Genomic DNA, 23,833 nt, shown 5'->3' with positions numbered 1-23,833 from the left:
CGCGAAAATTGTTGTCCAGATGGACAAGAACGGCGCAAAACTGACACACCCATCAACAAATATTCGATTGCCCAACATTGTCTCGAAAAATTGCCTACATGAAACCGCGATTAGCCTGACGGTTTATATCGCGCCACAGAATACGGAAACCTCACCTGTATTCAAGGGAAAACCAGCCGAGCGGTTGATCCAAATCGCCCGCGAAGCCACGGCCCGTGTGTCGGTGAGTAACAGGCACCGCCGCTGGACAGCGAAGCAAAACCCGCGCCGCATGACACCACCAGGGCACTCAATCTGCTAAGCCCGGAGGATACCGTCCATTCACTAAACCAAATTGATCGCAGTCAGCCTGTAGGCTTTTGCTGCAAATGCAGGCAGAAATGGGCAATGGACTACAAGAAGTTCGGGAAGAACTATGGGAAGAGGCGTTGATACCTATAACAACCGGGCACCCGAGCGCCCGGTTTTGGAGCGCGCCAGCCTTATTGGCGCACGCGGCGCTCGGTGAACGCGTAGTCATCCTGGCAATCGCTGGTAGGGTCCGACGATACGCTCACGTAGTGAACGGTGTCGGCGTCGAGCAGCTTGTAGGTGTACACATCCGGCGAACGTACGCCGTCCGTGCGCAACTCATTCTTGCCATTGGCCGCTGACCATGAACCCTGCTCGGTCTGGATCACCTGGGTCTGCTGCGCATCGCGGTAGAAGGTAATGACGAAGCGCCCGTCAGGCTTGAGATTATTGGTCCACGACAGGAACTGGCATTTGCCGGTTTCGGTACGCAAGCCTTTCCAAGTACCGACCAGGGCAGGGTCATTACCGGGCTTATTGGAGGAACACGCGCTGAGCGCGGCAGTGAGGAGGATGAGGGACAGGGAGAGAGTCCGTTTCACGTGGGGCTTCCTTTAGATGGGATGAGATTGCACCGGGTTTGACCCTTCGGCGGCTTAGGAAGAATCCTACCCTTGCTGATCGGAAAAAGGGGCGCGGATGAAAAAACCTTGGGTTCTGCAAAAATAGTCAGAATTCAGGGGTTTACAGAACCTTGCCAATCGCTATAATCGTCGCCCTAACACGCCGGTATAGCTCAGTTGGTAGAGCAACTGACTTGTAATCAGTAGGTCCCGGGTTCGACTCCTGGTGCCGGCACCACACAAGGTTCCAGAGAAGGCTTTCAAAATCTCTGGAACCCCCGAAAAACCCGCCTTCTGGCGGGTTTTTTCGTTTTGGGGTTCTGTCGGGTTACGTCAAAATCTGGTGGATTCCAGCCGTTTTAAGGGTAGAGTTTGGGATACAGGTCACTTCGATAAAAGGGAGTACCCTTATGTCGCGCACCACAGCTCCGCTCTCCGACGCAGCTTGCCGCTTGGCAAAACCTACAGACCGCGCCTACAAGCTTTTCGACGGCGATGGCCTCTATCTCCTAGTCCAACCCAATGGCCGCAAAGGCTGGCGGCTCCGTTACGTCAAACCTGACGGACGGGAAGGACTGACCTCGTTCGGCAACTACCCCGCCATTGGCCTCGCCGATGCGCGCCGCAAGCGCTTGGAAGTCAAGCGAATGCTGGCGGATGGCGTTGATCCTATAGAGACCAAACACCAAGCTAAGGCGGAAGCCGTAATCAAAGGCAGAACCTTTGAAAGCGTTGCGCTCGACTGGCATACGGAAATGTCGGCCAAGTGGGCACCAGGCCATTCCAAGACAGTGATGAGCCGCCTCAAAACCCACGTATTCCCGCTGATCGGCGCACGCGCCATTGTTGATCTCGACACCCATGACCTTATGCAGCCCTTGGAAGCGATCAAGAAGCGCGGAACGATAGACGTTGCTTTAAGGGTACAAAACTACCTGCAGAGCATCATGCGCGAGGCAAAGCGCCTCCGGCTTATCACCATAAACCCTGCTTACGACCTCGAAGGCTCGATCAAGGCCCCGCGGGTGGTGCATCGCCCCGCTCTACCCTTATCGCGACTGCCGGAACTGCAGGAGCGGATCGACACTTATAAAGGCCGGGCACTTACCCGTCTGACGGTGATGCTGTCGCTGCATGTGTTTGTACGATCCAGCGAGCTGCGTTTCGCACGCTGGAGCGAGTTCGACCTCAAGCGCGGCACCTGGGAGATACCGGACACTCGCCCCGCGCTGGAAGGAGTACCCTTTTCCACAAGGGGTACGAAGATGGCAGGGGATATCCATTTAGTACCCTTATCGCCGCAAGCAGTGGCGCTACTCGAAAAAATCCATGCACTCACAGGCAAATTCGCATTGGTCTTCGCAGGGGATGCCAAACCCTGGAAGCCCATGTCTGAAAATACCGTAAACAACGCGCTTCGGACGATGGGATACGACACCAAAACCGATATCTGCGGGCATGGATTTCGTTCGATGGCCTGTAGCGCACTGATCGAGTCAGGATTGTGGTCGGAGACAGCCATTGAACGGCAGATGAGCCACAAGGAGCGCAACAACGTCCGCGCCGCTTACATCCACAAGGCCGAGTTCATCGAGGAGCGAAGGCTGATCATGAACTGGTGGAGCCGGTACCTGGAGGCCAACCGGCAGGAGCATGTCACTCCACACGAATTCGCGAACCAGACCGGACCGAACGTCACTCGCTTAAAAGCAAAACGTGGCGCAACTGAGTAAGCGCTCGGTCTTTATATCTCAGTGATCCGCTTGTCCACGCGGGTCCATCCAAACAGGGCTGCAAAGCCGCCCTGCTTGGATGGACCTCACTTAAAAAATCTGAAGCCCACACAACTGTCTATGGAAAACCACTGATTTCCACCGGTGGATAATTTCATCCACAGCCGCAGAACTCCCGAAAATTCGAGCCTTGACCCGAATTATCCACAGGCGTAGAAAAGACCGGGCAAAGCGCTGTCGTCGACAGCAACCCAGGTAGCCAGTACCTTTAAGGCTACGCCACACGATGGTGGTTCTCCCAAAGTGCGATTAGCGTCCGGCGGCTCGCACGGTCACAGCGATGTGATGGATGCCTACTTTTACCAGTGTGCCCACTGCGGCAACTCATCCCCTTGCATAGCTGCCCTGCAGCAACCTATCCGCTTGGCCATTCCTTGCGCCAACCTGCGCCCGTCTCTTTCTTCTGGAAAGAGACGGGCGCTCCTACCACTGCTGCAGGCCACCTCGTACAAGGCTTTGCGGCATTCCCCCTCGTGACAATCGGCGTGACAAACACCGAAGTCACCAGCAACAGCGATGCAGATGATGGTGCCGCAGCCCAAGGAACGGACTGCACCTGACTGACAGTCAGGCATGCCCCGGTCATCGCATCACTGCTTTTACCTGACTCAGGATCTCGCGGCGTTGGTTTCGTCAGCCGATGCAGCCCCCACCCGCCCACTTCCTCGGAAGTGTTCAGGAGGCCAGATCATGAGATGCCCAAGCTCCCGGTCGTAAAGAGCCGCCAGTCCCGCGTTAGTGGACAACCCTCACAGGTCGCAGGGGCCTTGATCCCTGATAACACTCAACATCCTTGGCGGGATGACGTGGGGAAAGTCTTAAAGGTTTGGCTTCGAGAGGAGTTTGATCATGGCACTGGTAGGTAGACGGGACGGGCGGAATTTTGGCTATGGTCGGCAACTGAGCTATGCCGGGCTGCAAGCGCTGAAAGACATGTTCGGCGGCGGACACTATGGGACCGTTAAAGCGCACAGTGATCGCTGGCAGACGTTTGTTCGGTGGTGTCGGTCGGAGGATGGACCAGGAATTAACGATGCGCGACAAATTGATCGGCAGACCCTGCTGGAATACGCCGGATATCTGCGTCAGCAAGTTGAACAAGGCGCTATAGGCATCGCCACCGCGCAAAACCGATTGTCCAGCGTGAACCGGACCATGGCTGCGCTTCGAGGTGATCAGTATGTGAAGGTCGTGAGTCCGAGCAAGGCGTTGGGAATGCGGCGCATCAGTGTTCGTCAATCGGTACCGCAAGGCCAAGATCGCGAACATGTGAAACGGATCGTGGACGTACTCCGCGAACACCAAATGCAACGCGCTGCCGCCATCGTGCACTTGGTGCGAGCCGCCGGAATGCGCTTACGCGAGGCCATTTTGGCCGACCTTCCTCGACTGCAACGGGAAGCCGAGCAACTCGGGAGGATCAACATCCAGGACGGCACCAAAGGTGGCCGCTCGGGAGCCTCGGCCCCTCGGTGGATAACGGTGGATGAGCACATCCGCGACGCACTGGCATTCGCCCTTCAAGTCTCGCCCCATGGTAGCCGCAACCTGCTTGCAGCAAATGAACGCTACCTCGATTTCCAACAGGTAATCGTTCGCCCCGCACGGGAGATTCTCCATACGCACAACCTCAAGGGCTTCCACGAATTGCGGGCGACCTATGCGTGCGAACGCTATGAGCAAATCACACAGCATCCTGCCCCCATCAACGGTGGCAATTGCTACCAACTTGATCATCACCTCGATCAGGAAGCCCGAGCACAAATCAGCTATGAGCTGGGACACGGTCGTATCGACGTGGTGTCGGCTTACATTGGTGGCCGAGCATGAGTAAGGCATTCGATATGGAGTTGTTTCTGAGCGGTACCCTGAAAGGCGCGCCCGCCTCTCAACGCCGCCACGTCAGGCAAGCACGAGTAATGCAGATGGCCATCGAGCAGCGCTGGCAACGCAAAACGCCATGGAGCTGGCAGATGAAACACGTCCTTTGGTTTCTAGAGGTTTTTCTCCAGGAAAAGTCCGCCTCCACTCAGTACTATTACTCGCTGACGGCTTGCATCATCAGCAGGCGGATTCAGAAATACGAATCATGGAAGCATTTTTTGAGAAAGACCCGAGCTAACCTCATCGGGCAAGACAATACGGCAACGGCGATCACCCACAGACGAGCCCCCCTGAAACCTTTGTGTCCTTGAAATCAAACGGATAAGGTGAACCCAAAGGCCACCTTTGGGCGTAGCGCCCAAAACCGACTTAGCAGTGGCAAGGCTCGTCAGCGAATATCAGATAAGGATTGTCATGAGCGAATCACGAATATCTCAGTTTTATCTCTCTATGCTTACGGATATTCGCAGACGCGACTCTGCTGGCCCTTCTGGTAGAAATCTCGCGATGCAGGCAGCGAGTGACCGGGGGCGAGTATTATTTTCTGCAGCATTTCGCAGGCTTCAATCCAAAACTCAAGCCTTTCCACAAGAGTGGAACGCATCGGTACGAACGAGACTTACACACTCCCTAGAGGTAGCATCAATTGGACGTTACCTAGCGGAAAAGATTTCAGAGCAGCTATTCGAAAAAGGGATGCTCGGAGAAAAAAATAACATAGAGACCCTTTATAGAACCAACGCCTTCATCTCGTTTGTCGAAGTTTCATGCTTGATGCACGACCTGGGAAACCCACCGTTTGGGCACTTCGGAGAGGCGTCAATCCAAGAGTGGTTTGCTGCTAGAATCGAAAAAAACAAAGAAAAATTCTCTAAATATCATCATTCTGAATTCACCCAACTGTACCAGGACTTTACATATTTTGACGGCAACCCCCAAGGTTTCCGGATGGCAACAAGGTTGCAATGGAACAAAGATGAATTTGGCTACAATCTAACTTACTCACAATTATCTGCAACACTAAAGTACCCATGGACCCCTGAACGTATTGGCGAGGTCCAAAATGGTAAAACTGTGAAAAAATCAGGAGTATTCCATAGTGAGAAAAAAATACTTTCAGAATTACAAAGCAAATTAAGTATAAATACGATGTCCAGGCATCCGTTGTCATACATAATGGAAGCTGCGGATGACATATCATATTGCTTAAGCGACATTGAGGATGCATTAGAAAAGAACATTGTCAGATGCTATGATGTTGTATTTGCGTTACGGACCGGCTTAGGAGAGCTCAATAAAAATAGAATTGCAATGGAAATTCTCAACTCATTGCCACTGGAACACTCCGAAGATCCTGCATGGTTTACCGCCTTCCGAACCACTGTGACAAATGTTTTGGTTGACCGTTCATGCCAGCTATATATAAGACATCATGCTAAAATAGAGGCGGGTGAATATTTCTCACTTCTTGATAAATCAAAAGCTGCTAAAGCACTGCTAGATATCATCAGAAAGTTCTCGAAAGAATATCTATACTCCAGTGCCGTTATCAGGGAAAGAGAGCTTGTCGGCTTTCAAGTAGTTACCGGCATCCTAGATAGATTTGGCCTTTTGCTTGACCTATCCAGCAATGATGCAGAACAGCTTTTAATCAATAAAGTACAACCCAAGGCTACAGGCTCGGCATTAGCTTCAACGCTACAAAGTTTTCTACCTCGCAAGCACATAAAAGTATACGAGCATACATTGCTTGAAATACGGAAAACTAAAAATTCAAAAAAACGATTCGAGCTACTTGAATGGATAGCAAGAGCGCACTTGATTGTGGATTACCTGTCAGGAATGACGGATGATTTTGCAATAGTAACATATCGGCGCTTATACGGTGGCGGAGCAAACAACATATGAGTTCCATCTTGGAGTCGCATCCAATTGAAATGACACCCCTTTGGCTTAATGAACTGAAGGGGGAGTGGACCGCACACGTGTCAATTTATCAGTATTGCCCACAGCAGGTAGACGATGCGCGCATAATAATCCCCATTAGAGCTAAAGATTTAACACCAGCTTGGCTCAATAAACAACTAGAAGCTTTACCTAGCGACTCCGAGCTAGCATTACACTCAGAACTAATAAATAAGAACAAAAAATTACATATACCAATGATCGACTTTTCACAACCAACCAAACCATCCGAAGAGAACTTGAGTTGGATTGAAAAACACTCAAATCTAAAATTTAACATCTATGAAAGTGGTCGTTCATATCACGGATATGGCGAAAAGTTACTCACCCATGACGAGTGGATAAAATTTATGGGGTTATTACTCCTTGCCAGCGCTCCAGGGACTATCTCAATAGTTGATACTCGCTGGATAGGGCACCGCCTAATAGCTGGATATGCCGCACTACGTTGGAGTAAAAATACCCAGCAATATCTGAAATCGCCGACTCGAATAATATAAATCACACATAGCATTAAGATAATTCAAATCCATACTAAGGATTGGCTCCTACAGCTACAACACTAGCCATAGAGATAGTCCTTGTATGAGTACAGCTTACGAGCCATCCCGTGATATTCATTTCAGTCTCTAGCTCCGCTAACCGCCTGAAAAGCCTGACGGCGGGAGCGCCGCTGTCGTGATTATAAACTTCGACATCGACGAATGAGATTCCATTACCCCACCCCACTCCCAGAGCTTTTAATACGGATTCCTTTACAGCAAATTTTCCAGCCAATTTCTCTAAACCAGAAGAGCTTCCAATTATCGAATTCAACTCAACACTTGTAAAATATCGACTAAGAAAAGGTTCGAATTCAACATTTAGCAATACTGAAAAACGATCAATGTCTACAATATCGACACCGTGACCTTTTAGATAACCTGCCGCCATTGGCATCTTCATCGGACACTCCTTTGAATTCGAATTAACAATCAATCACTCATCAGCCTCAACGTAGCTCAGCAACTTACTATCTAGATCCACAACAATCAAGCCTCCGGAGTTAGCCAAAACCTTTCTCCAAACATCAAACCCAGTTAAAATGGCTCTCTGCCACTCTCCCATCGTCCGTTGTTTTACTTCCAACAGAGAAGTAATACCTTTAATAGTGCGAAGTAACTTGTAGTCAATATCACCCACACCTTCAAGCCAATTATGTTCCTTAGCATAATCGAAAACCAACGCAGCAACGGCCTCATCAATAACCTGAGCCCGCCCGCCATCTTGCACTTCATCTACTTTCGAAATACTCTTCCGTTTCCGTCCAAGTAGCTTACGAATCACGGGAGACCATCCAAGAATCGCAACATAACTCAAATGAAAGACATCATGAAATCTATATCCGTCAGCGTCATCAGCATTATCAGTCAAATCATCGCCAATCTTGACCCCATCAATAAAAGTACGAATCTTAGTGCCCCCCTCAGCGGAGACTTCGCGAAGTTCGACTTCAAACTTTCTAGGAAAGCTTTCACCATGTTCATACCCAGAATCAAAATTAGTCAAAAGTGAGCCTGGTGCCCCCCAGCGGCCCAAAGTTTTGTGCAGGTTTTTTTGAGCAATTTCTTCGAGTTTAAGATCAAATTTTTCTGCGACGTTTGCAACATACCAAAGTAAGTCACCCAGTTCCTCAGCTACCCGATCCTTGAATAACAAGTGTGACTTACCATCCCGTAGGTGCTTTTTATATTCACTTAATAACTCACCAGTCTCACCGGCAAGACCGAGAAGCGGTACAATAACATTCGAATCAAGTGCGCTGTTACCTCGCAGAGCTACTTGATCAGTGAATTGCGCTTGTTGCTGATAAGCATTAAGTTCCATAAAACGCTCCTATAGTATCATTTTGGTCTGGCGAAACTCTTCATCTTCAGACAGCTCTTTAATATCGACCCCGTGGCGAGCCACAGCATCTTCAGCAATCTTGTTGTTCAACTTCCATTTTGGAGGGTACCAAGGAAACTCTATGGGGCCTGTTGGAGTAAATTTCTGCTTAATTTTAGTCCTCCCCGATATCCCACTTATATCTGGATGAGCAACTCTAGAATACTTATCCACTTCACAAAAAAGGTTCTGACAATCAATTAACTGCAATCTCCTTCCCCATAAAGAATTGAACTCTAGACCCAATCTTTCAAACTCAAGCTCTTGATTATCAACCATTAGCCGGATCAACTCAGCCTCATTGAGTCCTGCCGTGTATTCAAAACACTTCCGTAATCCGTCTCGGGCGCCGGGGCCAGGTATAACAAAATCCATTTCTGTAAAATCAGTTATTTCGCTGTAGTTGACATCCGTAACAAACTGATAGGCAAGAAAATCCCCAATCGTAGGGTAGCTTTTAAAAAGTTCGAAGGCTGGCTGCATTTTGTGTAAGCTCGCAAGTTTACTTGCCAACTCATCGGACATCATCATTTCCAATAGCTTCAGGTGATTCTGATGTTTCGCCGAATGCCCAAAAGCCGAACTTCCCGGAGGCATAATATATGCGGCCGAATATATGCGCCTCCCAGAAGCCATTGCCTGACTCAAAATACGGTCGTAAGAATTAAAACTATAATCCTCATACGTTATCAAACCAAAGGCATTTTCTAAGAGCTGCCACGTTTCAATTTTGTTAAAAATCTTAAAAAGCATTACCCTGAAAAAAACTTCATTTACAGAACTCGGAAGATCCTTTCTATAGATAACGTTTCTTATTAAATATTGACTTACTCTATCGGATGCACGATACGCATTGGTAAATTTATGAACAGATAAAATGGGGTCTACTGTCCAAGGTTTGGGGCTACTTTCTAGACGTCGAAAGAAAATATTCTGTCTTTCAACTGCGAATTTCCAATATGTATCATATGCCTCTGTTATTTTTATTGGTAGCAGATGAGAAATCACTTTTTTCGACGGTACAGAAATACTAGCTTCTTTTTCCGAACCGAAGTCCAACCGAACATTTTCACCCCTCTTCACGCCACAGCCCCGACTTCAGAAGCTCTCACATCAGACTCTAATAGTTCGCCCTCAATACATTTCTTACATTCCGCTATTAACGGATCTAACGCTTCATTGGTCTTTGTTATTCTCTCGAGCTTAGCCACACCAACAATGACATTTACTCGGCTCAACTTCATGTTCATTTCATTGGCCATAAACGCACCTAGCTGAGCAATCCCCAAATAGTTGCCATACGCCTTGACAAATAACTGCTGCGTTGCATAGAAAGCATTTACAACCAATCCATCTTTAGTAGGCTCAAAGCTGATTTGTTGCATGCATGGAAACTGAAGCTGTGCATCCGCTATATGGTCTCTCTCAGGATCGAATATGCTGGCTTGAAACATCGACCTCCTCACTCCAGCTCTGCCATTATACTGAGAGAGTATCCATTCCAACTGATTGCCGTCATTTGGACCGCGTTTGTAATCTATAAGTCGTTCAAAATACAGACCGCGTCGATTCCCCTTTGCATTCATCGCTCGATACCTGGGGAACACATCTTGATACAACGAGTAAAAATAGGCTCGATTGCCCTGTGCGATTTGCCAAATACGCTGTGGAAAAATAGTATGAGCTACATCAGACACAGATCTGTGATCATTTGCGCTCAACAATTGATCCAGGGCAGCTCTCACGCCAGCATGCTCGTTCGCTTTACCTGTCTCATCGAAACCAGTGAAGCTTAGTACTAAAGGTGCGATCTCATGACCGGTATGCCCAATTACATGCAAGATAGCCTTGGCCCAAGCCTTTGAAAGGCTATCCTCATTTATCAGCAATGGTCCGTCCACAACAGCAATTCGTTTAGTCATCAGATGCATCCTCCAAATGGCGAAACCGAGCTAAGCCAACATATCTTTTGCGAGAGACCCTTACATAAAGCGCCCAAGATGTACCCGGTAGTACTACTCTCGTGATACCAGTTTTCGTTGCTCTGAATAGCCTACCACTCGCAAGCTCCTTCTCTGGCATCAATACGGTGATATCTAATGCGACGCCAGCCGGTAACAAAACGAGTGCGCCCTCTTCCATGTCGAGCGTCGGGGAAAGCCAATGGTGATCCACGATTGTAAGGGGCTCAGATACTACTTCGCCCAGTATTTCTGATCTGATTGCTTTAGGAGTAACTTTTCCCAATTGATCTCGTCGAACCGGGTTTATCAGTTTCAGCGCATAAGCTAAGTGATTGACAAGCGTTGCTTGCCCCACCCCAAAACTACATGCGATGGCAAAAAGCTCCAAAGGACTAGCTTTATTAGGATCTAAGTTTCTTAAATGAAATGCTTCTTTTACCCCCAGTGTCGGCATTAGAACAAATGCTCCGAACGCATCTGCAAGTACTTCTTCTGGTGGACGGCTTGCACTACTCAACTGGCTATCATTAAGTTCGTCTATCGTTGAGCCGTGTCCAAAGATATGGTGCCCAAGCTCATGCGCACATGTAAAAGCTCTGCGAGCCAAAGGCCTCAAGGATGAGAGGTGAATTCTCGGCTTTGGCTCTCGGTCGTACATGCCCTCCATGTTTATGTCATTGAAACGCACTATTACTTTTAATTTTTCACAAAGGTCATATATGCATATTGGACTTTTTAGGTCGATTCCTGCTTTAGTTCTCGCAGTAATTGATGCCTGCATGCCTTTCATTGCCAATGCCTGGACGGTAGACGATTTTTGCCCTGTCTCTGCACTCATCAGGCGTCTCCCGTTTTATCATTTGAATCCCTCATCGAAGCTAAAAGCCTAAGCAATTTATCTAAATCCTCAGATTTAAGTTTGCTCAGTTCTCTTGCCGCGAGCTGCAGGCGAGGATCATCAATGTCTAACTGCTCAGGTGTCTCCCCCATCAGCCACGGAACAGTGACATCATAGGTTTCTGCGAACGCTCCTAACTCTTCTGCAGACACCTTACGATTACCTGCTTCAATCTCAGATACAGTTGGCCTGTGCATATTAAGCAATTTGGCGACTTGCCCTTGCGACAAGCCAGCCATTTTTCTGGCTTCCCGCAATCGATCTGCGATTAGAGCGCGCTTTGACTGCTGTGTATCCATCATTTCAATTTAACCTGCTTAACAGTCTCTCCAGACTGCTCCTCAGCAAGCTTCATCACTACTGCCACAGTTTCATCTATAGTCAGAGCGATACAACTTTTCTCCTGGGCGAAAATATTTACGTCATCGGCAATCGAAATATCAAGCTTCGATGCAAGTATGCCGATAGCGACAGGCCAGATTTTACTGTCAAACTCAGCTAGTGCTTCCGTTGGCTTCGTCGTACCTTCCAGCTTTGGACAATCAAGCCCGCTTGTGGCTTGGATGAGCTGGAGGACCTCTACGAGCTTTTCCCGCACAAAGTCAGCATTCATACAGAATCTCCCTAAAATTCTTACCGCTAGTAAGAAAATCTTACCACCATTTTAAGAATTCACAAGATCCTTCTCTTGTACTTTTTTTTGCTGGATGAAATAGGGTCAGTGACAGGACGCAAAGAAACGTCGCAGAGATTCACCCACCCGTAGTAACAGCGATGTTTTTTGCTCCCTATCAGGGTAGTAATAGAGGTAGACGATGTGATTAAAAAAATAAAAATTAATATTTATCAATAATTTATGTGTTTAATTCGACTCCTGGTGCCGCACCATATCTCGAAGCCCCGCAATGCGGGGCTTTGTGGTTTCTGGGGTTTGGAAAACGCGAGAAACTCTGGGCGTCGTTTCCTGAAAATGCCCACTAAACGTCCACGCTCAAAACACTACCCTGCTTTTTTTCGCACCCATCCCATCAGCATCCCCGATTGCCCCCCCGTTCCACCACGCTCCCCTCCCTTCCATCGCTGCCAATTCAGCGATCGGGCCTGAGAGCCCGGCAAGATGCAGGCGCACCAAGCGCCCCTAGACCCGTATGCCTGGGCGTCGCATTACCTGCAGGAGATGAGCAAGGCGGTGATTGATGTGTGGTGAAGGTGTTGGAGTCAACCGGCACTACGAGGCAGTAACCCCCACCTGAAGAGCCCCACCCTGAGAGGGCCGGGGCTACGTAAGGGATCCCCCGATTTGTCACCCGCCCATTCCTGCTGTTTACTCAACCATAAACAGCGCCACCCTCTGCTACCCTGCTCCAAGCACCTCAACGTCCAAGACATCATGGCCGAGACAATCCCCATGACGAATGCCCCGCCCGCCATCAAGCTCAGCACGCTTCGCCAGATCGCGCCCTACCTGAGCATGCGCGGGGTATCGCCGTTGGAGTTCTTTCGGCGTTTTGGCATTTCCCCGCATGTCTTCCAAAACCCTGAAGCCTGGGTGCCGCGTGCGGCGTGCTTTCATATCGCGAATGAAATGGCTGCCATCGCCCAGGACCCTTTCGGTGGAGCGATGATCGGGCATTTGACCGATGTGCGCTCAACCGGGCCTGTGGGGCGAGTTGATTCTGGGTTCCACCAGTTTGGCTCAAGCCTGTGCAGCAGCGGCGGTGCATACGGATTTGTTGCACCAGGGCAGCGAAGTCAAGATTGTCACCGAAGGCCGTACGACAAAGTTGATCCAACACTTTACCGGGCACCATGGCGCAGACCCCAAGCAGGTGATTTTCGGAACGCTGGCTGTGCTCAGGAAAGTGCCGCTCATGTCGGGTGCGCCTGGCGCCATACGGGTGCATTTGAAGAGCCCGCGAGAGCGAGGCGACGAGGCGCTTGAGGAGTATCTGGGCCCGAACCTGGTCATGAACGCCGACTACAACATGATCGAGTTTGATCGAGAGTTGCTTGAGATCCCCCTGCGGCCTGTCCGGGATGTCGCCTGGAAAACCACCCAAGCCTTGAACTCGACCTCGGCAGCGGCCGACGTGCTAGCCCAGCAGATTGCCGATCAGGAACTCTCCAAGCTCGTCACTATTTCCAGAAAGATCGGGCTGTCTGTGCGAACGCTGCAACGACGCCTGGAACATTGCGGCATCGACTTCGACGCACTGCGTGACGAGACACGTCGCAGTGAAGCCCTTCAGTTGATTGCCAGCGGCCGGTACAGCGCGACTGAAATTGCCTACATGGTCGGCTACAGCGATCCCGCGCACTTTACCCGTGCCTTCAAGCGCTGGACCGGCAGCCCACCGTCGCGCTATCGCGCCCTCTTGAAACAAGATCGTTAACCCCCTCGCTTAAACCTTCCGGCACCGCTCAGCGGAGGCCTTCGCGTGCCCGCTCGCTGAGCTTTTGGCATCAAATGGCAAGTTCGCGCCAGGGCGTTCTTATACAGTCAAAAAATCAACGCCAACTTATAAAACCTCGAGGTTTCAATGTCTCAATCACCCACGGCCTGCCTCTTCGCCCTGGCGCTGGCTGCTTTTGGAAGTGCGCACGCTCAGTCATCCCCGGAGGCGGCGATACCGGTGGGTGTGGATAATTTTGCGCGTGCCGAGTCCGATCTCTACTTGGGCAAAATGGTTGCCACCGGCAGCTTGGGCCGCTTTGTTCATAGTCGCGAAGCCGTGCCCATCGACGCCCAGAATGTGGTGCGGATGAATCGGGACACACTCTATTCATCAGCGGTGTTCGACCTCGATGCCGGGCCCGTCACGATCGCCTTGCCTGAGGCCGAGGGGCGGTTCATGTCGATGGCTGTGATCAATGAAGACCACTACGTGCCCATCGTCACCTACGGCGCCGGTCGCCGGACGCTGACGAAAGAGGCGGTGGGCACGCGTTATGTGTTTGTCGCTGTGCGCACCTTCTTCGACCCCACGAACCGCCAAGACCTGAAAAAGGTGCATGGACTGCAGGACGCAATCACGGTCGAACAAGCCAAGGTTGGGGAGTTCGTCGTACCGAAGTGGGACCCGGCCAGCCAGGCTAAAGTGCGCGAAGCCCTTGAAGTGCTGGGCTCGACGATTCCCGACTACAACCAGTCGTTTGGTCCCAAGGGCAAGGTCAATCCGATTCATCACCTGATCGGCACGGCCACGGGATGGGGCGGCAACCCGGCCAAGGACGCCATCTACCTCGGCGGCGTGATGCCTGCGAACGACGGCAAGACCGTTTACCGACTCAAGGTCGGCGATGTTCCGGTGAAAAGCTTCTGGTCTGTCAGCGTTTACAACGCAGACGGCTACTTCCAGCAAAACCCGTATGACGCTTATTCGCTGAACAATTTAACCGCCCAGAAAAGTGCTGACGGCTCGATTGTCATCCAGTTCGGCGGCTGTGACGGAAAGATCGCCAATTGCCTGCCGACTACGCCCGGTTGGAACTACACGGTTCGGCTGTATCAGCCGAGTGACGAGATCTTGAGTGGCCAATGGCGTTTTCCGACGCCGCAGCCTGTCGCTCTCTAATTCAGGAAAGAATCGATGACAACGCTCGGTGGTTCAAACGTGTTCAAGCATCCGACGACACTCATTACAGGTATCACTCTCGCCGTGGCGATGGCGTTACCAGCGTACGCAGACGACTCAAACAGCGAGCCGTCCGTCACGGTTGGCGGCGGACTGGCGGTCGGCCCGTTGTACGAAGGTTCGTCGCACTACGCGGCGTTTCCGTCACTGAAACTCAAGGCCGTGTTGCCGACTGAAAACTGGGGCAAGTTCACCGCGGCCTTCCCGGACGGGCTGCGCTGGGACTTGCCGGGGCTATCGCCCTTCGGCGTAGCGCTGCTGTTGGGGTACGACCAGGGGCGCAAAGAAAGAATCCACACCCTGGGCGGCCGTGACGACTACCTCAAGGGCATGGGCAACCTGGACAGCACGGCCCTGATCGGCGCAGAAGCCTACTGGATCCTGCCCGCCGGGCGCCTGTTCGTTCGCGGCCTGCAAGCCAGCGAAAGTCGCAACTACGGCGGCGAAAACCTCGGCCGTACCAAATACCTGGAAGCCGGCTTCGCCACCGCCTACGCACTGTCTTCGACGTTAACCCTGGACTCGACGCTGTACGGCACCTGGAGCAATGAGAACGACATGATGGCCCGCTATGGCGTCACGGCCCAACAAGCCGCGCGCACCCAGTTCGATGAATACCACCCCGGCGGCGGCATGCGTGACGTGACCTTGAAGCTCGGCCTCACCTGGCAATGGCAGCCACAGTTGGCGCTGGAAGGCGGCCTCAAGACCTACGCCCTGGTCTCCGACGCACGCAACAGCCCGCTGACGGGTGAAAAGGTGGGCGCAGGCGCCTATCTGAATGCCTTGTACCGATTCTGATCAGAGAACAATCAATGAACACACATCAGATGTTGCTGGGGCTGGCAGGCCTGATCGGCGCGGGGCTGGCGTTTGCCGACGAGCCCGTCACCCAGATCACAGACCCGCATTTCAAGCTTGCCCCTGGCTATCTTGACGCGAAGGATCTGCCATTGCGCCTGGCCTTGCTTGGCGCGCCACCCAAATCGGACTCCGCAGCCCTTGCACGGGATGAAGAAGCGCGGCGCGCTGCATTGTCGCTACGCGGCACAGCCCGGGAAAAACTTGCGGCGGCAGACGCGGAGCTGGCCTTCCCGGGCCCGGCACAAGCCTTCTCCTGCGCGATGGGTACACCGATCACCGAGAAAAACACGCCACATCTTTATACCTTGATGCAGCGCACCCTGACGGATGCCGGCGGCTCCACCTACGCCGGGAAGAACGCCTACAACCGCACCCGACCTTTCGTGGCACATAACGAAGGCACCTGCCGCAAGGATATGGAACCCCTGCTGCGCACGGATGGTTCCTGGCCGTCCGGCCACTCTGCTGCCGGTTGGGCCTGGGGACTGCTGCTGGCCGAGATTCAGCCGGCGCGCGCCACCGAGTTGATGACCCGTGGATTGTCCTTCGGCCAGAGCCGCGTCATCTGCGACGCACATTGGCAAAGCGACGTGGATGCCGGTCGCATCATGGGCGCGGCGACGGTGGCGAGCTTGCATGCCAATCCAGCGTTCCTGGCGGATTTGGCGGCGGCGAAGGAGGAGGTCAAGGCGGCTCAAAAAGCCGGTCTGAAACCTACGCAAGACTGTGGGGCGGAAAGCGTGGCGCTCTCGCTGACCCAGCACTGATCGGAGAAACGCCATGATGCACTTACGACGCCTGACGCTGGTGTTGGGCGCCTTTGCGGCAATGCCCACCTTGGCCACGGCCGCCGACGGCGAGGGTTGGACCTTCAACGGCGGACCTTACCTGTGGGGCGCCGGTATCCGTGGGCACGTGGGCCATCGCAGCACCGGCACCCAATTTATCAAGTCCGACTTCTCCGACATCGCACGCACGGTGGATATGTCGGTGATGCTGATGGGCGAGGCGCGTCGTGGTCCCTACAGCGTGCTCGCCGACCTGATGTACATCGACACTGACACCCGCAGCCGCCTGCCTGGAGGCATCCTTGCCAACAAGCTTGAGGTGGAAAGCAAGACCGCCTCCGGATTCCTGGGAGGTGGCTATACCGTGTGGGGGGATGCAGACCGGCGGTTGGATGTGGCCGGCGGGATGCGCGTCTGGTACAGCAGCACCACCCTCACCTTGCATGGTGGGCCCGCTGGCGGGCGATCCGGCTCCGACAGCGCCACCTGGGCCGACGCCATGGCCGGGCTGCGCGGGCACTATGCGTTGAATGAGCGGTTCTGGTTGTCATCCTGGGGCATGGCAGGCGCGGGGCAGTCCAAGCAAGACTGGGACCTGGCGGCGCTGGCGGGCTGGGAGTTCTGGCCCGGCTTCTCGGCAGTGGCCGGCTACCGGGCGATGGGCGTGAATTATCGTCACGATGGTTTCGTCTACGACATCGTCCAGAAAGGGCCGTTGCTGGGGATCAGTGGGCGGTTCTGAGACGCGCCTTTCTGCGCAGATGGACCATTTGTGCCGTCAAGCCGATCACCAGCGCCACCGCGATACTCGCCTGTGCGCCAAGCAACACGGGCGATTGCAGGTCTGTCACGAAGGGGTGGCCATCGGGAACGCGACGCAACGTTTCGGAAACGGTGGGCACCATCAGAAAGAACGCGGTCAGGCTCAAAAAGATCGTTTCCAAGTAGACACGCGCCCGCCCCAACCAGGCCAAGTGCCCTACCCCGTAACCTGCCAACAGCAGCGCAAGGGTAATGACGCCGATGATGTTGCTGACAGGCTGATGCGCCACCAGGAACACGGTGAGGCCACCGATCAGCATCGACACGAAATAAAACACTCCCGGTACCGACCGAGGCACGATGCGCCCGTGCTTGATAAACATGTAGGCGGCCAGTGGGATAGCCGGCAGGCTGCCGAGGGTGTGAAGCCAGCCAAGGGCGGAGATTCCGAACATTTCAGTGTTCCCATGTAATTGGATGACGTGCATAAACGGCCAACGTTGCAAACGTTCATCTCGATGACGCCGGCACGCTATGATCTCGGGGATCAGCTTAGTGACGGCGGGATTGGACCGATATGATGAATCCCTTGGAAAACTTGATCATTCATCCGGAAATGCAACTGGAAGGGCTGGCCAAGGGCGATTTGCTGTCCCAGGTGCTGGCGCAGATCCGTCTGACGGGCGACCGCGTTTATGCCTGCACGCTTGCGGACGCGCAGACCCTCGATCTTGATGAAAAGAGCGCGCATATCTGCGTGCTTCAGCAAGGCCAACTGCAGTTGGACGTGGCCGATCAACCGGCACAGAATTTGAACCCAGGCGATGTCATCCTGCTGCCCCACGGTCCTGCGGGCCTCGTGATGACGGCGGTGGATGGGGCCACCAGCGTGGTCATCTGCCGCTTCTGGTTCGACGCGAGCAGTTTCCAGGCCATGCTGTTTGCCCTGCCGCGGCTGATTCATATCCCGCACGCTGAAGCTGCCGCCTGGGCGGAAGGCATCCTGCATTTCATGCTGCTTGAAGCCCATGACACGCAACCGGGCGGTGCGTTGATGATTTCGCGCCTGATCGACTTAGTGGTGATTCGCATCCTGCGCACCTGGGTGCAGCAGGGTGTTGCTTCTGGATGGCTGGGTGGGCTGTCGGATGCACGTATCGCCCGAGCGCTGAAGGCCCTTCACGAAACGCCGGGCACGCAGTGGCGTATCGACGCGCTGGCGGAAATTGCGGGGATGTCACGCTCGAACTTCTGTGAACGCTTCACTACGCTGGTCGGGCGCTCGCCGCTGCGTTATCAAAATGAATGGCGCCTGACCCTGGCGAAAACCATGCTGTCCAGACAGGACGGTCGCATTGGCGAAATCGGCTTTGCAATTGGCTATGAATCCGAGGCGGCGTTCAGCCGAGCTTACAAAGCCTTTTTTGGTCGCTCGCCACGAGAGGACAACGCCCGGCCGGGTTAGGCCGGGACGTGTGTATCAATGACCCGCGCTTTGCCCACCGTCAACATGCAGAATCTCGCCGGTGACAAACCCAGCACGTTCCAGATAGACGATCGCCTGGGCGATATCACTCACTTCCCCCATATGCCCGACCGGGTGCAATTGCCCCAGCGCCGCGTGGGTTTCTGCGCCGTGCATCGGCGTCTTGATGATCCCTGGGCTCACCGCGTTCACCCGGATGCCACGCTTGGCGTACTCGATCGCCAGGGACTTGGTCGCTGAATTCAGCCCGCCTTTGGAGAGGTTGGCGAGCACCGACGGCACGCCGTCAATGGCGTGGTCCGCCAGGCTGGTGGTGACGTTGACGATGTGACCGGCGTGGTTCTTTTCCATCTCGGCAATGGCGAGTTGGGTGATGTAGAAGAAGCCGTTGAGGTTCACTGCGAGCACATTGGCGTAGTCCTCCTGGGTGTAGGCCGTGAACGGCTTGGCGATGAAGATACCGGCGTTGTTGATCAGGCTGTCGATGCGCCCGAAGGTGGCCAGGGTTTCGCGGATGACGCGCTGGGCGGTGGCCGGGTCGGCGATGTCGCCGGCGACGGTGAGGATGTCCGGGTCAGTGGAAGGCTGGATCGAGCGCGACGTGGCGACTACGCGGTAGTTGAGGGCGCGGTAAGCCTGGACCACGGCGGCGCCGATACCTTGGGATGCGCCGGTGATGATGACAACTTTTTTCATGAGGGTTCTCCAGTAGGGATTCAGGCTTGGGATTTGCGGTATTCGGTGGTGGTGATGCCGGCGTAGCCCCAGTTATCGGTATCGACTTCTTCGATGACGATGTGGGTCAGGTCCGGGCGTTTGTGCAGGACGCGTTCGAGGGTTTCGGTGAACTCAGCGATGACCTGGGCTTTTTGCTCAGGGGTAACGCCATCACGGGTGATACGCAGGCTGACAAATGGCATGGCGATAACTCCAGTGGCCGGCCATCGGGGTGATGGGTGGGCAGTGGGGCCAATTTAGGCTTGCGTCGGGAGGGGATAAAGGTGGGGCCGGGTACTTCATTCGTACTGCGGTGTAACAAGACAGCGCTGGAATGCCAGGCATAAAAAAACCCCGAACCAGTCGGGGTTTTTTATCGCCTGGAATCAGGCGCGACGCCGGATCAATTAGAAAACGTTGATCGGGTAGTCGGCGAACAGACGGATTTCGTTACCGCCTACGTTGTACTGGTCAGCGTTGTTGGAGACGCGCAACCAAGAGGCACGAGCACGCAGGCTCAGGTCTTTGGCTGGACCGCTCTGAACCACATATTTGAACTGGTTCCAGATTTCACGCTCGGTGCCATCGCCACGGTTGGTACCGTCGTCGATGTTGGTACCGCGAACGTAGGCAACGTTGTAGGTCAGGCCTGGTACGCCGAAGGTGGCGAAATCGATGCCGTAGCCCAGTTGCCAAGAACGCTCGTCCTTGCCGTTGAAGTCGGACCAGTAGGAGTTGGCCAGCAAGATGGTGTTACCGCCATCGCCGATACCGCCGGCATTGCGATAGCCGCCGTACAGGTAGCCGGTGTCGCCGGTGCTGCGCTGGTGAGCGACGGTGAAGCTGTGCGGGCCAACAGCCCACGTGGCGCCCAGGCTCCAGATTTTGTTGTCACGCGCGTTTTCGTCTTTCTGGTTTTCCAGCGCGAAGCTCTTGTCCAGCTTGGTTTTGTAGCCGTTGAAGTCAAAAGTCAGCGACTGCTTCTCTGGCAGGGCTAGCACGTAGTTGACGTTGACGTATTGCTTCTTCAGCACGTCCTGCATGTCGGAGGCGTACAGCGCGGCCGACAGGCTCTCGGTGAATTTGTAGCTACCACCGATGTAGTCGATGCTTTTCAGGCGACCGCTGTCGGTGCCTTCCATGCTCTTACGGGCTTCTTTGGTGAAGTGACCCGCGTCCAGTTGCAGACCGGCGATCTCTTTGGAAACGATCGAGGTACCGGTGTAGGTTTCCGACAACAGACGGGAGTTGTCGTACTGCAGCACAGGTACAGCCGGGAACTGATCACCGTACTTGAGCACGGTGTTGGAAACGCGGAACTTCACGGCAGCGCCGCCCTTGGCCAGGTCGTGTGGTGCCGAGCCAGGGTTGTTCGAGCCGTCAGGGTTGGTGGTGCCATTGCCCTGTTTGAAGAAGTCGATACCGCCGGCGCCGGCGCGGCCTTTACCGCCGTCCAGACGAATAGCGTATTGGCCGATCACGTCCACACCCACACCGACGGTGCCTTGGGTGAAACCGGATTCGAGCTTACCGATGAAGCCTTGGCCCCATTCGGCTTTATCTTGCTTGCCATTTTTGTAGTCACGGCTGATGTAGGCGTTACGTGCGGCGATGTTCAGGTGGCTGTCTTCGATAAAACCCTTGGACTGGTCCTGGTCGTTTGCCATTGCTGTCGATGCGCTCAAAATCCCCAGAGCGATCAGACTCATCCGTTGCTTCAACATTTTTTTGTATTCCTTATTTCTGGTTGAGTACGCGCTATGACACCAGGCTCCGTAATGCTTTTTCTGGTGTCGACTGATTCCGGAAAAAAGAAGGCCCGCGGACGACTTAACAGGCCGCGGGCCTTTTTTATTGGATGAGTCATGGCGGTTAGCCACAGGCGTTGGGCGCAATCCTAGTCGCGCCCGGAACTATGTGTCAATTTCGCGAATCGTCTGTATTTAGGCGAAATAATTCTAAGGAAGCGCCTACAGCGGTCCTGTAAGCGACAAAAAACCGCATTCAAAACGGCAAAAAACACATTCCGTAACACATTTCAAAGCCGATACGTTTGGTAATAGATAACGCACGCAAATGCAAAGCATTACCATTAACGCGCAATTTCCTCCCAAACAATTCGGATACATTTCTCCATGCCTGCCCCTCGCCTGACGCCCATCACCCTTGGGCTTTCTGTTCTGCTGTCTGCCGGTTTTGCCTGTGCGGCCACGACTTTGCCCGAAACGTCGATCAGCGCCGAAGCTGACGAAGACGATCCGCGCGTCAAGGAAACCAGCACCGCCACTCGCACCGACACACCCGTGCGTTATGTGCCCCAGGCCATCGACTCGGTAAAGACCGAAAGCCTGCGGTCCTATGGCACCAATGACCTGGGCCAGGCGTTGAGCGGCATCCCTAACGTCAGCAGCGGCGCCGACACGCGCTTCGATAGCTTGCGCATCCGCGGTTTCGACGCGAGCAACGACTTCTATCTGGATGGCATTCGCGACGACAGCCAATATGTGCGCGACCTGCACAACATCGAGCGCATCGAAGTGCTCAAGGGGCCAGCAGCCGTGCTTTACGGGCGAGGCGGTCAGGGAGGGATCGTCAACCGCGTGAGCAAGCTGCCGATGGCCGGGCATAAATCGAGTATCGAAGCTCAGGGCGGCAGTAACGACTTGCGCAGTCTGTACGCCGACCTCAGCACTGACCCCACGGATAACATCAGCCTGCGCCTGAACATGGGCAACCAGGACAACAACAGCTTCCGCGACGGCGTCAGCGGCAATCGCCAGTTGTTCGCACCGTCCATGAACTGGCAACTCACGCCGGACCTGAACTGGCTGGTGCAATACGAATACAGCCGCTACAACCGCACGCCCGACCGTGGCATTCCCGGCGTCAATGGTCGCCCGGCGGATGTAAACCGCAGCACCACCTACTTTGATAACCGCGATTACATCGACGACAAATCCCAGTCGCTGCGCTCCAAGCTGGCCTATGAACTCAACGACAACTGGCAATTGCGCCAGACGCTCGGTGTGTTCAAGCTCGACAGTGATTTCGACAATACCTACCAAACCGCCTACGTGCCGGCGAACAACAGCGTCACGCGCCAGCGCTGGCAGCAAGACCTCACCACCCTCAATATCTTCAACAACGTCGAGCTCGAAGGTGGCTTCAGCACCTACGGCCTGGAACACCGCCTGCTGACCGGCCTCGAACTGGGCAGCCAGCGCCGCGATCCGAAGCTGTACACCGCCACTGCCGTCAGCCGAGGCGGCCAGGCCGTGCCGAGCCTGGACCTCAACCAGCCCAACCGCAACCTCAGCCATACCGGGCGCATGAGCGTGTCGAGCAACAACCACACCGAAGTCGAAAGCCGCGCACTTTATGTACAGGACCAACTGCGCCTGAATGATCAGTGGCAAGTCCTGGGCGGCCTGCGTTACGACCGCTTTGAAGTGGATACCAAGAACAAGCTGACCCACGCCCAGCAGGCTGTCAAAAGCCACAGCACCAGCCCGCGGTTCGGCCTGGTGTGGACGCCACTGGAGCACCACTCGTTCTACGCGTCGTGGAGCAAGACGTTTTCCCCAGCGGGGGGCGGCTTGATCGGTATCACCCCGAATGCTGCCGGCAGCGTCAACGACCTAAGCCCCGAGCTGACCAAGCAGAAGGAAATCGGGGTCAAGAGCGACTGGCTCGACGACCGCCTGAGCACCACCCTGGCGGTGTACGAGCTGGAACTCTACAACCGCCGCACCAGCGACCCGCTGGACCGCACCATCACCCTGCTCAGCGGCTTGCAGCGCTCACGCGGCGTGGAGCTGACCGCCACCGGCAAACTCGTCGGCAATTGGTATGTACGCGGCGGTGTCGGCCTGCAGGATGCCAAGGTCGAGAAGGACAACAACGGCTTCGAAGGCAAGCGCGTCAGCGATGTGGCCAAGCGCAATGCAAGCCTGTTCATCACCTGGAAGCCGGAAATGGGCTGGTACGCAGAAACCGGCCTGACGCTGGTGGGCGACCGCTATGCCGACAGCCTCAACACCGTGGTGTTGCCGGGTTATGGCCGTTGGGATGCGCTGGCCGGGTTCCGTCAGAAGGAATGGGACGTGAGGGCGGCGCTGAACAATATCGCGGACAAAAATTACTACGCATCGGCGACCAGTGTGGCGCAGATTCAGCCAGGTGAGCCGCGTAGCCTGGTGGTGACAGGTACCTACAGCTTCTGAAGAACACGGTCCGT

The 23,833-nt window shown here is 54.1% G+C and carries 24 protein-coding genes, 1 tRNA gene and 2 pseudogenes; 15 read left to right on the top strand and 12 right to left on the bottom strand.

Translation table 11 applies throughout. The annotated features are described in order from the left end of the window. Positions 1-19 precede the first annotated feature (19 nt). Positions 20-301 (top strand): hypothetical protein, encoded by a 282-nt coding sequence (locus AYR47_RS32545; protein WP_156487788.1) that lies wholly within the window; start codon positions 20-22, stop codon positions 299-301. 181 nt (positions 302-482) lie between these two features. Here AYR47_RS32545 and AYR47_RS08630 read toward each other — a convergent pair whose 3' ends face one another. Further along, positions 483-893 carry a lipoprotein gene (locus tag AYR47_RS08630; RefSeq protein ID WP_033896881.1) on the bottom strand — a complete coding sequence of 137 codons (411 nt, stop codon included), beginning with the start codon at positions 891-893 and terminating at the stop codon, positions 483-485. 183 nt (positions 894-1,076) lie between these two features. On the opposite strand from AYR47_RS08630, the gene AYR47_RS08625 reads away from it, so the two are divergent. The 6 genes from AYR47_RS08625 to AYR47_RS32540 all read left to right on the top strand — a co-directional run bounded on the left by AYR47_RS08625 (position 1,077) and on the right by AYR47_RS32540 (position 7,056). Further along, positions 1,077-1,152, top strand: a tRNA-Thr gene (locus AYR47_RS08625). A gap of 172 nt (positions 1,153-1,324) precedes the next feature. Continuing rightward, on the top strand, positions 1,325-2,647 hold the full coding sequence (locus tag AYR47_RS08620) for a tyrosine-type recombinase/integrase (RefSeq protein WP_061434919.1): 1,323 nt from the start codon (positions 1,325-1,327) through the stop codon (positions 2,645-2,647). Between the two features lie 909 nt (positions 2,648-3,556). Continuing rightward, positions 3,557-4,537: an integrase domain-containing protein gene (locus AYR47_RS08615; protein WP_061434917.1), complete on the top strand. Its 981-nt coding sequence runs from the start codon at positions 3,557-3,559 to the stop codon at positions 4,535-4,537. Beyond that, a complete protein-coding gene (locus AYR47_RS08610) occupies positions 4,534-4,902 on the top strand; it encodes a hypothetical protein (RefSeq protein ID WP_068580260.1) in 369 nt (122 codons plus the stop codon). Before AYR47_RS08615 ends, AYR47_RS08610 begins: the two co-directional genes overlap by 4 nt. Before the next feature lie 103 nt (positions 4,903-5,005). Then, on the top strand, positions 5,006-6,499 hold the full coding sequence (gene dgt, locus AYR47_RS08605; protein WP_082781482.1) for a dGTPase: 1,494 nt from the start codon (positions 5,006-5,008) through the stop codon (positions 6,497-6,499). Further along, a complete protein-coding gene (locus AYR47_RS32540; RefSeq protein ID WP_141698112.1) occupies positions 6,496-7,056 on the top strand; it encodes a primase 1D-like protein in 561 nt (186 codons plus the stop codon). Before dgt ends, AYR47_RS32540 begins: the two co-directional genes overlap by 4 nt. Positions 7,057-7,090: 34 nt before the next feature. Here AYR47_RS32540 and acpS read toward each other — a convergent pair whose 3' ends face one another. From acpS to AYR47_RS08580, 7 genes are read right to left on the bottom strand one after another with little or no spacing between them, the layout of a single operon-like run. Next, on the bottom strand, positions 7,091-7,501 hold the full coding sequence (acpS, locus tag AYR47_RS31970) for a holo-ACP synthase (protein ID WP_082781481.1): 411 nt from the start codon (positions 7,499-7,501) through the stop codon (positions 7,091-7,093). A gap of 33 nt (positions 7,502-7,534) precedes the next feature. Further along, the gene (locus AYR47_RS08600; protein ID WP_061434913.1) at positions 7,535-8,422 is read right to left on the bottom strand and encodes a nucleoside triphosphate pyrophosphohydrolase family protein; all 888 of its coding nucleotides are present in this window, start codon (positions 8,420-8,422) and stop codon (positions 7,535-7,537) included. Positions 8,423-8,431: 9 nt separating this feature from the next. After that, on the bottom strand, positions 8,432-9,565 hold the full coding sequence (locus AYR47_RS08595) for a nucleotide kinase domain-containing protein (protein ID WP_228022250.1): 1,134 nt from the start codon (positions 9,563-9,565) through the stop codon (positions 8,432-8,434). Further along, positions 9,562-10,404 carry a thymidylate synthase gene (locus AYR47_RS08590; RefSeq protein WP_141698111.1) on the bottom strand — a complete coding sequence of 281 codons (843 nt, stop codon included), beginning with the start codon at positions 10,402-10,404 and terminating at the stop codon, positions 9,562-9,564. Before AYR47_RS08590 ends, AYR47_RS08595 begins: the two co-directional genes overlap by 4 nt. Then, positions 10,397-11,284, bottom strand: a complete 888-nt coding sequence (locus AYR47_RS31965; RefSeq protein WP_164823619.1) for an ImmA/IrrE family metallo-endopeptidase — start codon at positions 11,282-11,284, stop codon at positions 10,397-10,399. The genes AYR47_RS08590 and AYR47_RS31965 overlap by 8 nt, the downstream gene beginning before the upstream one ends. Further along, a complete protein-coding gene (locus AYR47_RS08585; RefSeq protein ID WP_061434911.1) occupies positions 11,284-11,646 on the bottom strand; it encodes a helix-turn-helix domain-containing protein in 363 nt (120 codons plus the stop codon). The genes AYR47_RS31965 and AYR47_RS08585 overlap by 1 nt, the downstream gene beginning before the upstream one ends. Then, positions 11,643-11,957, bottom strand: coding sequence for a hypothetical protein (locus AYR47_RS08580; RefSeq protein WP_061434909.1), 315 nt, complete (start codon positions 11,955-11,957; stop codon positions 11,643-11,645). Before AYR47_RS08580 ends, AYR47_RS08585 begins: the two co-directional genes overlap by 4 nt. A gap of 528 nt (positions 11,958-12,485) precedes the next feature. On the opposite strand from AYR47_RS08580, the pseudogene AYR47_RS31960 reads away from it, so the two are divergent. From AYR47_RS31960 to AYR47_RS08555, 6 genes and pseudogenes are all read left to right on the top strand, one after another. Then, positions 12,486-12,586 (top strand): annotated as a pseudogene (locus AYR47_RS31960) (DUF3077 domain-containing protein); the annotation flags it as partial. Positions 12,587-12,752: 166 nt separating this feature from the next. Beyond that, positions 12,753-13,737 (top strand): annotated as a pseudogene (locus tag AYR47_RS08575) (helix-turn-helix domain-containing protein). A 147-nt stretch (positions 13,738-13,884) separates the two neighbouring features. Beyond that, positions 13,885-14,919: a DUF1254 domain-containing protein gene (locus AYR47_RS08570; RefSeq protein ID WP_033898676.1), complete on the top strand. Its 1,035-nt coding sequence runs from the start codon at positions 13,885-13,887 to the stop codon at positions 14,917-14,919. A gap of 15 nt (positions 14,920-14,934) precedes the next feature. After that, complete coding sequence (locus tag AYR47_RS08565; protein ID WP_033898677.1) at positions 14,935-15,780, top strand: MipA/OmpV family protein; 846 nt, start codon at positions 14,935-14,937, stop codon at positions 15,778-15,780. Between the two features lie 14 nt (positions 15,781-15,794). Beyond that, complete coding sequence (locus tag AYR47_RS08560; RefSeq protein WP_033898680.1) at positions 15,795-16,610, top strand: acid phosphatase; 816 nt, start codon at positions 15,795-15,797, stop codon at positions 16,608-16,610. A gap of 13 nt (positions 16,611-16,623) precedes the next feature. Then, positions 16,624-17,373 (top strand): hypothetical protein, encoded by a 750-nt coding sequence (locus AYR47_RS08555; protein WP_033898681.1) that lies wholly within the window; start codon positions 16,624-16,626, stop codon positions 17,371-17,373. Here the strand turns inward: AYR47_RS08555 and AYR47_RS08550 are convergent. Next, the gene (locus tag AYR47_RS08550) at positions 17,357-17,881 is read right to left on the bottom strand and encodes a hypothetical protein (RefSeq protein ID WP_237142544.1); all 525 of its coding nucleotides are present in this window, start codon (positions 17,879-17,881) and stop codon (positions 17,357-17,359) included. The two genes, AYR47_RS08555 and AYR47_RS08550, sit on opposite strands and share 17 nt — an antisense overlap. 92 nt (positions 17,882-17,973) lie before the next feature. Between AYR47_RS08550 and AYR47_RS08545 the strand changes: the two genes are divergently transcribed. Continuing rightward, positions 17,974-18,858 carry an AraC family transcriptional regulator gene (locus AYR47_RS08545; protein WP_237142543.1) on the top strand — a complete coding sequence of 295 codons (885 nt, stop codon included), beginning with the start codon at positions 17,974-17,976 and terminating at the stop codon, positions 18,856-18,858. 15 nt (positions 18,859-18,873) lie between these two features. Here AYR47_RS08545 and AYR47_RS08540 read toward each other — a convergent pair whose 3' ends face one another. The 3 genes from AYR47_RS08540 to AYR47_RS08530 all read right to left on the bottom strand — a co-directional run bounded on the left by AYR47_RS08540 (position 18,874) and on the right by AYR47_RS08530 (position 21,320). Further along, a complete protein-coding gene (locus tag AYR47_RS08540) occupies positions 18,874-19,575 on the bottom strand; it encodes an SDR family NAD(P)-dependent oxidoreductase (protein WP_033898685.1) in 702 nt (233 codons plus the stop codon). Positions 19,576-19,595: 20 nt separating this feature from the next. Then, a complete protein-coding gene (locus tag AYR47_RS08535) occupies positions 19,596-19,799 on the bottom strand; it encodes a tautomerase family protein (protein WP_016979078.1) in 204 nt (67 codons plus the stop codon). A 204-nt stretch (positions 19,800-20,003) separates the two neighbouring features. After that, positions 20,004-21,320: an OprD family porin gene (locus AYR47_RS08530; RefSeq protein WP_033898687.1), complete on the bottom strand. Its 1,317-nt coding sequence runs from the start codon at positions 21,318-21,320 to the stop codon at positions 20,004-20,006. A 411-nt stretch (positions 21,321-21,731) separates the two neighbouring features. Here AYR47_RS08530 and AYR47_RS08525 point away from each other — a divergent pair, with 411 nt between their 5' ends. Then, positions 21,732-23,819, top strand: a complete 2,088-nt coding sequence (locus tag AYR47_RS08525) for a TonB-dependent receptor (protein ID WP_033898689.1) — start codon at positions 21,732-21,734, stop codon at positions 23,817-23,819. The last annotated feature ends 14 nt before the right edge of the window (positions 23,820-23,833 follow it).

It is taken from the genome of Pseudomonas azotoformans (genome assembly GCF_001579805.1).
Taxonomy (GTDB): Bacteria; Pseudomonadota; Gammaproteobacteria; order Pseudomonadales; family Pseudomonadaceae; genus Aquipseudomonas; species Aquipseudomonas azotoformans_A.
Note: the sequence above shows the minus strand (reverse complement) of the source record. Positions and strands in the feature narration are given on the sequence as shown.

Bases quoted from the DNA above. Each gene is read 5' to 3' on its own strand.
- AYR47_RS32540 (WP_141698112.1), top strand. From the start codon at position 6,496: ATGAGTTCCATCTTGGAGTCGCATCCAATTGAAATGACACCCCTTTGG.
- AYR47_RS32545 (WP_156487788.1), top strand. From the start codon at position 20: ATGGACAAGAACGGCGCAAAACTGACACACCCATCAACAAATATTCGA.
- AYR47_RS08530 (WP_033898687.1), bottom strand. From the start codon at position 21,320: ATGTTGAAGCAACGGATGAGTCTGATCGCTCTGGGGATTTTGAGCGCA.
- AYR47_RS08610 (WP_068580260.1), top strand. From the start codon at position 4,534: ATGAGTAAGGCATTCGATATGGAGTTGTTTCTGAGCGGTACCCTGAAA.
- acpS (WP_082781481.1), bottom strand. From the start codon at position 7,501: ATGAAGATGCCAATGGCGGCAGGTTATCTAAAAGGTCACGGTGTCGAT.
- AYR47_RS08560 (WP_033898680.1), top strand. From the start codon at position 15,795: ATGAACACACATCAGATGTTGCTGGGGCTGGCAGGCCTGATCGGCGCG.
- AYR47_RS08540 (WP_033898685.1), bottom strand. From the start codon at position 19,575: ATGAAAAAAGTTGTCATCATCACCGGCGCATCCCAAGGTATCGGCGCC.
- AYR47_RS08580 (WP_061434909.1), bottom strand. From the start codon at position 11,957: ATGAATGCTGACTTTGTGCGGGAAAAGCTCGTAGAGGTCCTCCAGCTC.
- AYR47_RS08615 (WP_061434917.1), top strand. From the start codon at position 3,557: ATGGCACTGGTAGGTAGACGGGACGGGCGGAATTTTGGCTATGGTCGG.
- AYR47_RS08585 (WP_061434911.1), bottom strand. From the start codon at position 11,646: ATGATGGATACACAGCAGTCAAAGCGCGCTCTAATCGCAGATCGATTG.
- AYR47_RS08600 (WP_061434913.1), bottom strand. From the start codon at position 8,422: ATGGAACTTAATGCTTATCAGCAACAAGCGCAATTCACTGATCAAGTA.
- AYR47_RS31965 (WP_164823619.1), bottom strand. From the start codon at position 11,284: ATGAGTGCAGAGACAGGGCAAAAATCGTCTACCGTCCAGGCATTGGCA.
- AYR47_RS08550 (WP_237142544.1), bottom strand. From the start codon at position 17,881: ATGCACGTCATCCAATTACATGGGAACACTGAAATGTTCGGAATCTCC.
- AYR47_RS08525 (WP_033898689.1), top strand. From the start codon at position 21,732: ATGCCTGCCCCTCGCCTGACGCCCATCACCCTTGGGCTTTCTGTTCTG.
- AYR47_RS08565 (WP_033898677.1), top strand. From the start codon at position 14,935: ATGACAACGCTCGGTGGTTCAAACGTGTTCAAGCATCCGACGACACTC.
- dgt (WP_082781482.1), top strand. From the start codon at position 5,006: ATGAGCGAATCACGAATATCTCAGTTTTATCTCTCTATGCTTACGGAT.
- AYR47_RS08545 (WP_237142543.1), top strand. From the start codon at position 17,974: ATGAATCCCTTGGAAAACTTGATCATTCATCCGGAAATGCAACTGGAA.
- AYR47_RS08590 (WP_141698111.1), bottom strand. From the start codon at position 10,404: ATGACTAAACGAATTGCTGTTGTGGACGGACCATTGCTGATAAATGAG.
- AYR47_RS08620 (WP_061434919.1), top strand. From the start codon at position 1,325: ATGTCGCGCACCACAGCTCCGCTCTCCGACGCAGCTTGCCGCTTGGCA.
- AYR47_RS08570 (WP_033898676.1), top strand. From the start codon at position 13,885: ATGTCTCAATCACCCACGGCCTGCCTCTTCGCCCTGGCGCTGGCTGCT.
- AYR47_RS08555 (WP_033898681.1), top strand. From the start codon at position 16,624: ATGATGCACTTACGACGCCTGACGCTGGTGTTGGGCGCCTTTGCGGCA.
- AYR47_RS08535 (WP_016979078.1), bottom strand. From the start codon at position 19,799: ATGCCATTTGTCAGCCTGCGTATCACCCGTGATGGCGTTACCCCTGAG.